The organism is Faecalibacterium sp. Marseille-Q4896 (assembly GCF_017377615.1).
In the GTDB taxonomy this organism is placed as follows: domain Bacteria; phylum Bacillota; class Clostridia; order Oscillospirales; family Ruminococcaceae; genus Faecalibacterium; species Faecalibacterium taiwanense.
On record NZ_JAFREG010000001.1, the window covers coordinates 97,637 to 110,887 of the forward strand.

Annotated in this window: 9 protein-coding genes and 1 tRNA gene; 5 read left to right on the forward strand and 5 right to left on the reverse strand. The window is 55.8% G+C overall.

The genetic code is table 11. The annotated features are described in order from the left end of the window. Nucleotides 1-69: 69 nt before the first annotated feature. From J3348_RS00420 to nth, 5 genes are all read right to left on the reverse strand, one after another. Nucleotides 70-3,018 (reverse strand): PAS domain-containing hybrid sensor histidine kinase/response regulator, encoded by a 2,949-nt coding sequence (locus J3348_RS00420; RefSeq protein ID WP_005941596.1) that lies wholly within the window; start codon nucleotides 3,016-3,018, stop codon nucleotides 70-72. A 5-nt stretch (nucleotides 3,019-3,023) separates the two neighbouring features. Then, on the reverse strand, nucleotides 3,024-4,886 hold the full coding sequence (locus tag J3348_RS00425) for an ABC transporter substrate-binding protein (protein ID WP_207698036.1): 1,863 nt from the start codon (nucleotides 4,884-4,886) through the stop codon (nucleotides 3,024-3,026). 568 nt (nucleotides 4,887-5,454) lie between these two features. Then, nucleotides 5,455-5,530, reverse strand: a tRNA-Thr gene (locus J3348_RS00430). Nucleotides 5,531-5,697: 167 nt separating this feature from the next. After that, nucleotides 5,698-5,937 (reverse strand): GlsB/YeaQ/YmgE family stress response membrane protein, encoded by a 240-nt coding sequence (locus tag J3348_RS00435; protein ID WP_005941717.1) that lies wholly within the window; start codon nucleotides 5,935-5,937, stop codon nucleotides 5,698-5,700. A gap of 20 nt (nucleotides 5,938-5,957) precedes the next feature. Then, nucleotides 5,958-6,647, reverse strand: a complete 690-nt coding sequence (gene nth, locus J3348_RS00440; protein WP_044953658.1) for an endonuclease III — start codon at nucleotides 6,645-6,647, stop codon at nucleotides 5,958-5,960. Between the two features lie 183 nt (nucleotides 6,648-6,830). Here nth and J3348_RS00445 point away from each other — a divergent pair, with 183 nt between their 5' ends. The 5 genes from J3348_RS00445 (at nucleotide 6,831) to mutS (ending at nucleotide 13,248) form a co-directional block, all read left to right on the forward strand. Then, nucleotides 6,831-8,105, forward strand: a complete 1,275-nt coding sequence (locus tag J3348_RS00445) for a replication-associated recombination protein A (RefSeq protein WP_207698037.1) — start codon at nucleotides 6,831-6,833, stop codon at nucleotides 8,103-8,105. 48 nt (nucleotides 8,106-8,153) lie between these two features. After that, complete coding sequence (locus tag J3348_RS00450) at nucleotides 8,154-8,546, forward strand: transcriptional repressor (RefSeq protein ID WP_097777727.1); 393 nt, start codon at nucleotides 8,154-8,156, stop codon at nucleotides 8,544-8,546. A gap of 134 nt (nucleotides 8,547-8,680) precedes the next feature. Next, the gene (gene miaB / locus J3348_RS00455) at nucleotides 8,681-10,060 is read left to right on the forward strand and encodes a tRNA (N6-isopentenyl adenosine(37)-C2)-methylthiotransferase MiaB (protein ID WP_097782151.1); all 1,380 of its coding nucleotides are present in this window, start codon (nucleotides 8,681-8,683) and stop codon (nucleotides 10,058-10,060) included. A 52-nt stretch (nucleotides 10,061-10,112) separates the two neighbouring features. Then, nucleotides 10,113-10,520 carry a YlbF family regulator gene (locus J3348_RS00460; protein ID WP_097775655.1) on the forward strand — a complete coding sequence of 136 codons (408 nt, stop codon included), beginning with the start codon at nucleotides 10,113-10,115 and terminating at the stop codon, nucleotides 10,518-10,520. A 112-nt stretch (nucleotides 10,521-10,632) separates the two neighbouring features. Next, nucleotides 10,633-13,248, forward strand: coding sequence for a DNA mismatch repair protein MutS (mutS, locus tag J3348_RS00465; RefSeq protein ID WP_207698038.1), 2,616 nt, complete (start codon nucleotides 10,633-10,635; stop codon nucleotides 13,246-13,248). Nucleotides 13,249-13,251: the final 3 nt, after the last annotated feature.

Genomic DNA, 13,251 nt, shown 5'->3' on the forward strand with positions numbered 1-13,251 from the left:
GAGGTTTTGAATCTCCGGTGAGCAAATTGCTGCGGGTGCTTTATTTTTTTATGCCTGACAGGCGGCTTGTTACAAAATTTTGCGCAGCTCCTGCACAAGGTCGCCGATCACGATGGGTTTGGACAAAAAGCCGGTCATGCCGCTTTCCAAGGCATTGCGGCGGTCGTCATCGAATGCGTTGGCAGTCATGGCAAGGATCGGGATCTTTGCCAGTGCAGGGTCGCCCAGTGCGCGGATCTGCCGGGTGGCGGTATAGCCGTCCATCACCGGCATCTGCACATCCATCAGCACCAGATCATAGCTGCCCGGTGCGGCAGTGCTTACCTTTTCCACCGCCACGGCACCGTTTTCCGCCGTATCGACCCGGAAGCCGTACTCGCACAGGATCTCCTGCGCGATCTCGCGGTTCAGCTCGTTGTCCTCTACCAGCAGGATGTGCCTGCCCTTGAAGTTGGTGTTCTTTTTCGGCAGAAGCTCCTGCGCCGCATCCGTCTGTGTCTGGCCGATGGCGCTCATCAGGGTCTCGCGCAGGTCGGACATGAACATGGGCTTGGAGCAGAAGGCGGTCACACCGGCAGCCTTTGCCTCCACCTCAATGTCGGACCAGTCGTAGGCAGTCAGGATGATGATGGGCGTATCATTGTTCAGGCTGCGGATCTGGCGGGTGACTTCGATGCCGTTCATATCCGGCAAGCGCCAGTCGATGATATAGGCATGGTAAGCATCGCTCATCTCGATGGACTGCCGTGCACGCAGCACCGCTTCCTTGCCGGAAAGGGTCCACTCGGCACGCATGCCCACCTTGACCAGCATCTTTGTCACGCTGTCGCAGGTGTTGAAATCGTCATCCACCACCAGTGCCTTCAGGCCTTCCAGTTCGGTGATCTTTTCCACCGGACGGTGCTCTGCCTGCGCACGCATGGGCACACGAATGATAAACTCGCTGCCCTTGCCCTGCGCCGTCTGCACCTCGATGGTGCCGCCCATCATATCCACGATGTTTTTGGTAATAGCCATGCCAAGGCCGGTGCCCTGGATCCGGCTTACCGTGGAGGTGCGCTCCCGCTCAAACGGCTCAAAAATCTTTTTGGCGAACTCTTGGCTCATGCCGATGCCGTTGTCCTTGACGCGGAACTCGTACTGCCCGCAGCCGCGCACCGCTCCGGCAAGCTGCCGCACCCGCACCGAGACCGTGCCGCCCGCCGGGGTGAACTTGATGGCGTTGGACAGCAGGTTCAGCAGTACCTGATTCAGCCGGGTCTTATCGCAGTAGACGTCCTCATCGGTCACATCCATGGCATCCATATAAAGCTCCAGCTGCTTTGCGTAGATCTGCCCACTGACGATGGTTTTCAGGTCGTGCAGCACATCCGAAAGGTTGACTTCCACTTCTTCCAGATGGATCTTTCCGCTTTCGATGCGGCTCATATCCAGCACATCGTTGATGAGGGAAAGTAGATGATTGCTGGAAGCGAGGGTCTTGGCAAGATAATCCTTCACCCGGTTTTTATCGTCAATGTTGCTGAGTGCCAGCGTGGTAAAGCCGATGATGGCGTTCATGGGGGTGCGGATGTCGTGGGACATATTGGAAAGGAAGGTGCTTTTGGCGCGGTTGGCAGTCTCGGCCGCTGCAACGGCATCCGAAAGTGCCTGATTCACCTGCCTGTCGGCGGTGCGGTCGGACAAGACAAGGATATACTTGGTCCTGCCCTCTACCTCGCTGCCCATGGCGATGTTATGGAACCAGCGCCGCTCTTTGGTCTCCCGATGCTCAAACTCGAAATCCCATTCGCGTTGCTGCCCGCTGAGCAGTCCTTCCAGAAAGTTCTTGTCGCGATCCGGGTCATCTTTCGGGTGCAGCGCTGCCAGAGCACGGGCATCCTGCCGCACTTCTTTCCACGGGATGCCCAGCAGCCGTTCGACGTTGGGGCTGACATAATCCACCTTGGAGGTCTTTGCGTCCAGCATCAGGAAAACGTCGTCCACGTTCAGCGAAAGCTTTTGGAACAGCTCGTCCCGGTACAGAATCTCAGTGTCCTTCCGGCGCAGGGTCGTATGGCTTCTGCGCAGGATCAGCAGGATGATCAGCACAGCAAGGCCAAAGGCGATGCCCGCCACGATCTGCACCGTGTGGAACCACAGCTTATCCAGACTGGCATTGACGATGCTGACCGGCACAAGCCCCACCATCGTCCAGTTCTGGACCGCGGTATCCTCGTAGACCAGATAATAACTGGTGTCGCCCAGTTTGACCCGCAGGTTTCCGCTGCGGCCCTGCGCAAAATCATCCGAAAGGGCAAGAATCTGTTCCTCGGAAAGGTCGGAATGGTCGCGCAGCATCGCAATGAAGTTGTAAATGATTTCCTTGCGGTTTACGGAATTGTCAATCACCACCCGCCCATCCGGGTAGATCACATAGTTGCTGGCATTGCCCTGAAAAGCAGAGCTGTCCAGCAATCTCAGCACAGCATCATTATAATAGGTGATGGCAACGGCATCGTAGGCAAAGCCCCGGTAGCTGCCCTGCGTTTCGGGGCAGATGAACGCAAGCATTGGGGCTTTGCCGGGCAGCGCCGTATTTACGACGATATCCTCGCCATCGGAGAGCTTTTCGTCCAGATTGGTCTGCAGGCCAAGGTAGCCGGTTTCCCCGGTCACGGTCGTGTAGTTGCCGTCATAGGAAAGAAAGTAGAAGTTAACAAATCCGGTTACCTGCTGTGCTTCCTCGATATAGGCCTGAATTTCATCCTCATTCGAGGTGTTTTTCAGAAAGCCGTTGCACAGATGCAGATAGGTCAGGTTTTTGCGCACCATCTCTTTCAGCATACTATTGGATTTATACAGTACCTCTTCCAGATGCGAGGTGCTTTCCTGATAGATGGTCTGCGACATAAACGAGATGTACCGGAAGCTGAAACCGGCTGCCAGAAAGACCAAAAGAAGGATGGCAGCGGCGGCAGGCAGCCACTTGTGCCGGAAATAGCAGCTGCGTTTGGATTCGTGCTTTTCGTCTGCCATTCCGCTCACCTCAGTGTCATGTAGTTTTCCGGCTCTGCAAGCGCTGCGCCGCCGGAGATATAATCGCGCCATGTGTTTCTTACCCACGTATCTTCGCCCGCAGACGTGCCGCTGTCGCTCGCAAGCAGCGCTTCCATCTGCTTTTCCGTTGCAAGGCAGGTCACGGTAACGGTGTCGTTATCTCCCAGCGGCTGCCCGTTCCGGGTGATGCCGGTCAGGGTATAGCTGCCGTTATTCTCTTTTACCTCCACAGCAATGCCGCTGACCACTGGCAGAGAACCACGGTTGAAGGGCACAAAACCTCCCTCGCAGCCTTCCACAAAGGCGTGGACGGTCTCTTTCAGCTCCGCACCGGTCATGGTGCGCTGGCGGGACATCAGACCGTTCGGCATGATCATGGAAGCTGCCATTTTCTGGTTATAATCCGCCTGCAGCACACTGCCGGTAAAGCTGTTTGCGGTGGCAAGCAGCACATCGGTGCCATACACGCCGCGCAGCGTGTTTGCCATCACGGAGAAGGCAGCGCTGCCGCCGTTTGCGTGGAATACGTTGGAATAGGCCTTCCCGGAGGTCAGCACGGTCTCGTTGTCGGCAGGCTCCTCATCGGCAAGGAGCTGGGCATTGAAGGCCTGATACGCCTGCTCAGCGGTAAGCTCGCCTGCGATCATTTTGGAGACCACATCCTTGGAAACGGCAAAGAAATCGTTGGAGGCGATGCGGATATACATGTGGTTTTCTTCCACCACGCTGCGGACGTCCTTCAGATACTCGGTCAGGCGCAGGGGAACGTTCTGGCTGTAGCTCAGTATGTCCTGCCCCTCCGAGACGATGCGGTTCTGCGCCTGTTCGGAGAGCATGACGTTCAGCACCTTCATGGCTTTTTCGCGGCGCGCGGTGTCCTGCTCCAGATCCCGGTTCAGGGCAACTTGGAAATAGGGGGTGGTCATGATCCACGGTTCGCCGTTCTGGCTGAAGAAGGGCAGAAAGATCGTGTCGATGCCCTCATCCTGAAACATCTTCACGCCGGCAGAGCTGCCAAAGTACATGGCAACTTCTCCGTTCCGGAACATCCCGGTCACATCGTCGTAATTCAACGCAAGATCATCTGCTGTAAGGTGGGTATCCTGAATGAACTGTTCCATCCGCTCAAACGCCCCCGGCCATACGGTGTCGTCCAGACCCACCCGCGCGGTGCTGGCGGGGTCGCTGTAGGTAGTGCGCCACTTGCGCCCCGCGGTGGTGGTAAGCTCGGCAGCGGAAAGCCCCTGCAGGGTTTCCATGCAGGTGTAGTCGTAGGTATAATCGGAGGTAAAGCCGCGGATGCCTACCTTTTCAAAAGCCTGACAGGCCGCTACAAAGCTTGCGTAATCGGTGGGCAGGGGAATATCGTACTGCTCAAAAAGGCTGCGGTTGACCACAAAGCCGTGGGCATCCGCGCACACCGGCAGCCAGTTCACACTGCCATCCTCGTTTTTGAAGCTGTTGAGGTAGGTGTTGTACACAGCGCCCGCCTCATTGGTCATGGCAAGGTTCATCAGGCTGTCCTTCAACGGTGCCGCATCGTGCAACGAGAAGCGGCAGCAGGTGATGATATCCGGCAGACCGCCGTTTTGCTGCAAAAACTTGTAAAAATCCAGATCGTTGTTGCCTACGATGAATTCAATGTTCACGTCCGGCAGCTGGGACTGGACATAGGGGGCATAGTTTTCGTACAGGCTGGTGCTCCACAGATACACCTGAATAGTCTGAGCGTCTTCCTGCTCCTGTGTTCGTTCCGCATTTTTTTCGCTGCATCCGGTGAGCAGGGATAGCCCCATCACCAGTGCCGCAAGCATGGAAAATAGGCGGCGCAATGTTTTTGTTTTCATCCGATCCTTCTCCTCACACTTCTTGGGCAGCCATCGTTTTGCGGTTGGCTGCTTTGGCTTACTGATCATACATCACCGCCCGCAAGAGTGTGCGCTGTAAAACCCACCCACGGAAAGGATGCCGCAATTTTTGCGTCTTTTCTGTTTTGCGCTCTCCCTCTACCGCGAAGGGGCACAGAATGACAGAGACATAAAAATATTTTACCACTACCATGAAAAATTTTCAATAAAATTTCATATATTGAACAATAAAAGCTGTGTAGGATTACAATAGATGTGTCACAAAGTGAAAAAAGACGAATGAGCCGTTCTGTGATACAGTTAAATTGCTACACCAAACATCACAGAAACACATCATTGACAAACCTACATTGTGAACTCAAGGAGCCTGTCCAAAAGAAAGCATAAAAATGCGTATAACGCCCTATGAAATGGTGTCACGGGGCGTTTTATTTTGTCTTGTTTTGTGGGCGATGTTGCGGTTTATGTTGCGGTTTTGCGAAAACTTGCGAGACTAAATAAAAAATCCTACGAAATTACGATTCTAAACGTAAATTCGTAGGATTTTTGGAGCTACTGACCTGATTCGAACAGGCGACCTGCTCATTACGAGTGAGCTGCTCTACCAGCTGAGCCACAGTAGCAGATAAAATTTTCTTGCATGTTCTGCAACGAGAAATATTTTATCATACTTCCTGTGCGCTGTCAAGATTTGATTTTGCGGCAGAACAGGTGCAAATAGTCTGTGACGCAAAAATATAACTGCTCTCCGAGAAAAAAACTCGAAGAGCAGCCTTGCACACAAGAAAAATCAGTTGAACAGCTTACGGCCGATCCAGATGCAGATGCAGGCACCCACAACGGAAACGAGGATCTCACCCACGATGCCGGTAGCGCTCAGACCGATCAGGCCGAACACGATGCTGCCTACAAAACCGCCCAGAATGCCCAGCACGATATTGCGCACGGTGGAAGTTTCGCTGCCCATAATGCGGCCGGCGATGTAACCAGCCAGAGCGCCGATCAGCAGACTGAAAATAAAACCAAACATAATATTCTACCTCCTGAGTTTTAAAGCTCTGCGCTCTGCCCGGCGGTTTCCCGGGCAAAGCGGCAAATATCCTTCAAACAACATTTTTCGCATTCTGGTTTGCGCGCATTGCACACTGCCCGACCATGCATCACAAAGCGGTGGCACAGGTCGCTGCCTTCTTCCGGAGGAACGATCTTCCACAGGGCCATTTCCACCTTCTGCGGTTCCTTGATGCCGTCCACAAGGCCGATCTTGTTGCACAGCCGGATGCAGTGGGTGTCTGTTACGATAGCAGGCTTGCCAAACACATCGCCCATGATAAGGTTTGCGCTCTTGCGGCCTACGCCGGGCAGGGCGAGCAGCTCTTCAAAGGTGGTGGGCACCTGACAACCGTATTTATCGCGCAGCACCCGCATACAGGCGGAGATATCCCGCGCTTTGGAGTGTCCCAACCCGCAGGGCTTGACGATGGCTTCAATGTCTTCGGGTTCCGCAGCAGCCAGCGCAGCAACATTGGGATATTTGGCAAACAGGTCTTCCACCACAATGTTCACGCGGGCATCGGTGCACTGGGCTGCCAGACGCACGCTGACCAGAAGCTGCCAGGCGTGGTCATAATCCAATGTACAGCCGGCATCTGGGTATTCTTTTTTTAACCGGTCGATCACTTCCAGCGCCAGCGCCTTTTTTGCAGTAAGGTCTTCTGGTGCTTTTTTGCGAACAGGCATTTCATCCACTCCTATCGACAAAAGCTGATACGATAATACCATGTTTTGCGTTTTTTGTAAACTGCGGGTAAAAATTATCTGAGAATGATTTTCAGATAAAACCTTGCTCTTACTGCCAAAATGCGATATACTATAGAAAAATGCTGGGGGAATCGCGCCTCGGTACGGGAGGAGGAAAACACGATGAACGAACCACTGGCACAGCGTCTGCGGCCCAAAACACTGGCAGATGTCTGCGGTCAGCAGCATCTGTTGGCACCGGGCAGGGTGTTCCGCCGTACCATCGAGAGCGGACGCATCCCGAACATGATCTTCTACGGCCCGTCCGGTACCGGAAAAACGACGGTGGCACGCATCATTGCAGAAAACAGCGGTATGACGCTGCATAAGCTCAATGGCACTTCCTGCGGCACCGGGGACATCAAGGCGGTGCTCAAGGATATCGGCACGCTGGCAGGTGCGGGAGGCATCCTGCTGTATCTGGACGAGATCCAGTACCTGAACAAAAAACAGCAGCAGAGCCTGCTGGAATGCATTGAGGACGGCTCGGTGACGCTCATTGCATCCACCACCGAAAATCCATACTTCTACATTTATAATGCGCTGCTGTCCCGCTGCACGGTGTTTGAGTTCAAATCACTTTCGGCAGCGGATGTGGAGCGTGGGGTGCACAATGCACTGAAAAAGCTTTCGGAAGGGGAGAGCACAAAGGTCTGCATGGATGAGGATGCCTGTGCCTACCTTGCCGAGAGCGCAGGCGGCGACCTGCGCAAGGCGCTGGGCTGTCTTGATTTTGCGGTGACGGCAGCTCCCATTGAGGAGGGGGAAAAGCACATTACGCTGGAAATGATCCAGCAGGTCACCCGCCGCACTGCCATGCGGTATGACCGGGAGGGCGATGACCACTACGACATCGTGTCAGCCTACCAGAAGTCCATGCGCGGCTCCGACCCGGATGCGGCGCTGCATTATCTGGCCCGTCTGCTGGAAGCAGGAGATCTGCCCTCGGCCTGCCGTCGCCTGATGGTATGTGCCTGCGAGGATGTGGGCCTTGCCTATCCACAGATCATCCCCATTGTGAAGGCGGCAATTGATGCCGCCAACATGGTGGGCCTGCCGGAAGCACGGCTCCCGCTGGCAGATGCCGTCATTCTGGTGGCCACCAGTCCCAAGTCCAACAGTGCCCATGATGCCATCAACGCGGCCATTGCGGATGTGCAGGCGGGCCGTACCGGGCCGATCCCGCGCCAACTGCAGAACAAGCACTACGACGGTGAGGATGCTCTGGTGAAGGGCCAGAACTACAAATACGCCCATGACTACGACCATCACTGGGTGGAACAGCAATACCTGCCAGATGCCATCAAGGACGTGAAATATTACACCTTTGGCGATAACAAAAATGAGCAGGCGGCCCGTGCCTACTGGGCAAAGATCAAGGGCGAAGAGAACGTCTGAGCCACGCCTTACACCCAAAACCCAAAAACAAAGAAAAAGGAGAACGATATGCGATATTCCAAACAGCGCGAGCTGGTCATGCAGACGGTGCAGAACCTGTGCGACCACCCCACCGCCGAGGAAATTTATGATGCTGCGGTCAAGGAATGCCCGGGCCTGAGCCTTGGCACCGTATACCGTAACCTGAATAGTCTGGTGGATGCGGGCCGGGTGCGCCGGGTGTCCATTCCAGGCAAGGCTGACCGCTTTGACCACACGCTGCCCTGGCACAGCCATCTGTACTGCACCGTGTGCGGCAGCGTGACCGATGCCGAGGTGGACGAAAAGCAGGTAATGAAGCTGGTGAAAAACCAGAAGGGCCATGTGCAGGACTGCGCTGTTGTGCTGATCGGCGTATGCGAGGCCTGCTGCGAGAAGCAGGCGCAGGAAAACGCCCACTGAACCATAAAATTTGCACGGAACCTCTTGCCCGGAGCGTATAAACAGGGTATACTATAGAGAAGGCTCTTTTCAGAAAGTGCAAGTAGATTTTCGCCGCACAGGGCGCTTCGGCCCGGCGGAGAAGGATGGTTTGATTGGAATACATTAGTTTTGAACATAATAACATTGCCGCTGAGCTGGTAAAGCAGTTCTATGATACGCCGCCGCTGGCCTTTGTGCACAGCTATGGCTGTCAGCAGAACGTGAACGACGGCGAGCGGATCAAGGGTGTGCTGATGGACATCGGCTATGGCCTGTGCGATAAGCCCGAGGATGCAGACCTGATCCTCTTCAACACCTGCGCCGTGCGTGAGCATGCCGAGCAGCGTGTGTTCGGCAACGTAGGTGCCCTGAAGGGACTCAAGGAAAAAAAGCATGATCTCATCATCGGCCTGTGCGGATGCATGGCCAACCAGAAGCACGTGGTAGAAAAGCTGCGCCAGAGCTATCCTTACGTTGACCTTGTGTTTGGCGTGGACGGAATCGATACCCTGCCGCAGCTCATTGCCCAGAAGCTGCAGAAGCATAAGCGTGTGCTGATGGAGCCCGCCCAGCGCCCGGTCATCGTGGAGAATATCCCCATCCGGCGTGAGAGCGAGTTCCGCGCATGGCTGCCCATCATGTACGGCTGCGACAACTTCTGCACCTACTGCATCGTGCCTTATGTGCGCGGCCGCGAGAAGAGCCGCAAGCCCGGCGATATCCTTGCCGAGTTCCGCGGTCTTGTGGAAGCAGGCTATAAGGAGATCACATTACTGGGACAGAACGTCAACAGCTACGGCAAGGGTCTGGAAGAAAAGGTGGACTTTTCTGATCTGCTCAACCTGCTGTGCACGGTGCCCGGCGATTATCACATCCGCTTTATGACCAGCCACCCCAAGGATGCCAGTCACAAGCTGATCGACACCATTGCCGCCCAGCCGAAGCTGTGCAAGCACCTGCACCTGCCGGTGCAGTGCGGCTCCGATGAACTGCTGAAGAAGATGAACCGCCACTACACGGTGGAGCAGTATCTTGAGCTCATCGAATACGCCCGCAAAACGGTGCCCGGCATCACTTTTTCCAGTGACATCATCGTTGGCTTCCCCGGCGAGACCGAAGCGGACTTTGTAAAGACGCTGGAACTGGTGCAGAAGGTGGGCTATATGCAGCTGTTCACCTTTATCTATTCCAAGCGCACCGGCACCAAGGCTGCCGAAATGCCGGACCCCACCCCCCGTAAGGAAAAGACCGACCGCATGACCCGCCTGCTCAAGGTTCAGGACGAGATCGCCATGGCACTGGTCAAGGCGCAGGTTGGTCAGACTGTGAAGGTACTGGTAGAGGGCTTTGGCCGCAATGAGGGCACCCTCTCCGGCCGTCTGGACAACAACCTGACGGTGGAGTTCACGGCAGACGCTTCCCTGATGGGCAGCTATGCCAACGTACATCTCACGGGCGCACGGGCGACTGTGCTGCTGGGTGAGCTTGCCTGAGTGATTCCGGGGCAGTGCCCCTGAACGTATAAATAAGAAGGAGACCATTCAAATGGATTGCATTGATCTTTTCAAGCGCGCAGCCGTTGCGCTGCAGACCGATAGCCGCTACCTCGTTCTGGATCAGACCCGCAAGGCAAACGATAAGGACGAAGAGCTGCAGAACCTGATCGGCGAGTTCAACCTCGCCCGCATGGATCTGAACAATGAGATCGGCAAGAGCGAGCGCAACGATGCCCGCATCGCCGAACTGAACGAAAAGGTGAACAGCCTGTACGGTCAGATCATGGGCAACGAGGGCATGGTGGCTTACAACGAGGCCAAGCGTGACTGCGAGAACCTCGTGAACTATATCGATGCCATCATCAACACTGCCATGAATGGCGGCGACCCCATGACGGTACAGGAGCCTTCTGCTTCCTGCACCGGCAGCTGCTCCACCTGCGGCGGCTGCCACTAAAACCGGCAAAAACAAAACGCGGCTGTGCAAAACAGACCGCGTTTTGTTTGCAAAAGCGGTTACAAGCCGCAAACTTGTGCACAGAACCATAGAACGGGAGAGAGGGTAAACCATGGCAGAGCTGTCGCCCATGATGCAGCAATATCTTGAGATCAAAAAACAACATAAGGACGAAATTCTGTTTTACCGCATCGGCGATTTTTATGAGATGTTCTTTGACGATGCCCTGACGGCATCCAAGGAACTGGATCTGACCCTGACCGGCAAGCAGTGCGGCATGGAAGAGCGAGCACCCATGTGCGGCGTGCCCTTCCACAGCTACGAGGGATATGTGGCGCGGCTGATCGCCAAGGGCTACAAAGTAGCCATCTGTGAGCAGGTGGAAGACCCGGCCAAGGCCAAGGGCCTTGTCAAGCGGGACATCATCCGCGTGGTCACACCCGGCACGGTCATTGAGAGCAGTATGCTGCAGGATGACCGCAATAACTACATTGCCAGTATCTTCCTCAAAGGAAAGAAAGCAGGTTTGTGCTTTGCGGATGTCTCTACCGGCACGGCCCATATCACAGAGCTGAATGCAGACAAGATCGCCCCGGCGGTCATTACGGAGCTGTGCCGCTACCATCCCAGCGAAGTGCTGATGAATCCGGGTCTGCTGGACTGCCGCGAGGTGACGGCGTACATCAAAAAGAATATGACTTGTTCGGTGGAGCTGATCGAAGAGGAGCGCTATGCACCGGGCCTTGTGGCGGCATCGCTGGAAAACCAGTTTGGCCGCGACTGGGCGCAGACCACCGGCATTGCAGCGGACGGCCTTGTGCGCTTTGCCATGGCGGCACTGCTGGAATATCTGCACGATACCCAGATCAAGGGCGTGGAACGTCTGAAAACGGTCATAACCTATAATAAGGCCCAGTTCATGCGTCTTTCGCCCGTAACCCGCGCCAATCTGGAGCTGACCGAGACGCTGCGCGGCCGCGAAAAGCGGGGCACGCTGCTCTGGGTGCTGGATAAGACCAGTACATCTATGGGCAAGCGTATGCTGCGCAGCTGGATCGAGCAGCCGCTTATTTCCAGTGCACTCATCAACCACCGCCTGAACGCTGTGGAGAGCCTTGTCAAGCAGACCATGGCCCGCGGCGACCTGACCGAAGAGCTGGGTTACATTGCGGATATGGAACGCCTGATGACCCGCACGGTTTACGGCTCTGCCACACCCAAGGAGATCTATACGCTGGCCCAGACCTGCGACCGGCTGCCCGGCCTGCGCAGGCTGGCTGAGGCCTGCGGCTGCCCGGAGCTTGCTGAACTGGCAGTACAGATCGATCCGTTGGAGGACATCAAGGCCCGTATTTATGCGGCGGTGGACCCGGAAGCGCCCTCTACCCTCAAGGATGGCGGTGTCATTGCCAAAGGCTACCATGCCGAGGTGGACGAGCTGCGCTCCATTCGCGACAATACCAAAGGCGTTCTGGCGCAGCTGGAAGCCCGCCTGCGACAGGAAACCGGCATCCCCAAGCTGAAGATCGGCTATAACCATGTGTTTGGCTACTTCATCGAGGTAAGCAACTCCTATAAGAACATGGTGCCGGAGACCTACATCCGCAAGCAGACCCTGACTTCCGGCGAACGCTACATCACGCAGGAACTGAAAGAGCTGGAAAGCAAGATCTTAGGTGCCCACGAACGGCTCATCACGCTGGAGCACCGCCTGTTCAGCGAACTGCTGGAAAGCATCAGCGCTCAGCTGGACCGCATCCAGCGCACGGCCAATGCGGTGGCCCAGCTGGATGTGCTCACGGCGCTGGCGCAGGTGGCAGCGGAAAACAACTACTGCCGTCCCATCGTGGACGACAGTGATGAGCTGACCATCACCGAGGGCCGTCACCCTGTGGTGGAGCAGATGCTGAAAGGCAGCCTGTTTGTACCCAATGATACCACCCTGAACTGTGGTGCAGACCGCTGTCTGATCATCACCGGCCCCAACATGGCAGGTAAATCCACGTACATGCGCCAGAATGCACTGATCGCGCTGATGGCGCAGATCGGCTCCTTTGTACCGGCTTCCAGCTGCCATGTGGGTGTGGTGGATGCCATTTTCACTCGCATCGGTGCGTCGGACGACCTGTCTGCCGGTCAGTCCACCTTTATGGTGGAGATGACCGAGGTAGCGGAGATCCTGAAAAATGCCACCGCCAAAAGCCTTGTGGTGCTGGACGAGATCGGCCGCGGCACTTCCACCTTTGACGGTATGAGCATTGCCCGCGCCGTAGTGGAGCACATTGCAGACCCCGCCAAGGGCCTTGGCTGCAAGACTCTGTTTGCCACCCACTACCACGAGCTGACCGAGCTGGAAGGCGGCGTGGACGGCGTAAAAAACTACAATATTGCAGTAAAAAAACGCGGCGAGGACATCACCTTCCTGCGCCGCATCGTGCGCGGCCCGGCGGATGACAGCTACGGCATCGAGGTGGCAAAGCTGGCAGGTCTGCCCGGCAGCGTGACCCGCCGCGCCCACGAGGTGCTGCGCACGCTGGAAGCAACTGCACCTAAAAATAAAGTAGAGCAGATGGATTTTGATGCCCTGCAGGAGTATAACTCTCCGGCTGTGCCCAGCGAGATGATGGACAAGCTGGAAGCTCTGGATGTGGAAACACTCACCCCCATTGAGGCTTTGAACTTCCTCTACGAGCTGAAAAAGACCCTGAAGGGCAGCCTGAACAGATGAAAC

What these genes read in the sequence shown, in the direction of transcription:
- J3348_RS00420 (WP_005941596.1), bottom strand. Translation starts at nt 3,018, where the DNA reads ATGGCAGACGAAAAGCACGAATCCAAACGCAGCTGCTATTTCCGGCAC.
- J3348_RS00425 (WP_207698036.1), bottom strand. Translation starts at nt 4,886, where the DNA reads ATGAAAACAAAAACATTGCGCCGCCTATTTTCCATGCTTGCGGCACTG.
- J3348_RS00435 (WP_005941717.1), bottom strand. Translation starts at nt 5,937, where the DNA reads ATGTTTGGTTTTATTTTCAGTCTGCTGATCGGCGCTCTGGCTGGTTAC.
- nth (WP_044953658.1), bottom strand. Translation starts at nt 6,647, where the DNA reads ATGCCTGTTCGCAAAAAAGCACCAGAAGACCTTACTGCAAAAAAGGCG.
- J3348_RS00445 (WP_207698037.1), top strand. Translation starts at nt 6,831, where the DNA reads ATGAACGAACCACTGGCACAGCGTCTGCGGCCCAAAACACTGGCAGAT.
- J3348_RS00450 (WP_097777727.1), top strand. Translation starts at nt 8,154, where the DNA reads ATGCGATATTCCAAACAGCGCGAGCTGGTCATGCAGACGGTGCAGAAC.
- J3348_RS00460 (WP_097775655.1), top strand. Translation starts at nt 10,113, where the DNA reads ATGGATTGCATTGATCTTTTCAAGCGCGCAGCCGTTGCGCTGCAGACC.
- mutS (WP_207698038.1), top strand. Translation starts at nt 10,633, where the DNA reads ATGGCAGAGCTGTCGCCCATGATGCAGCAATATCTTGAGATCAAAAAA.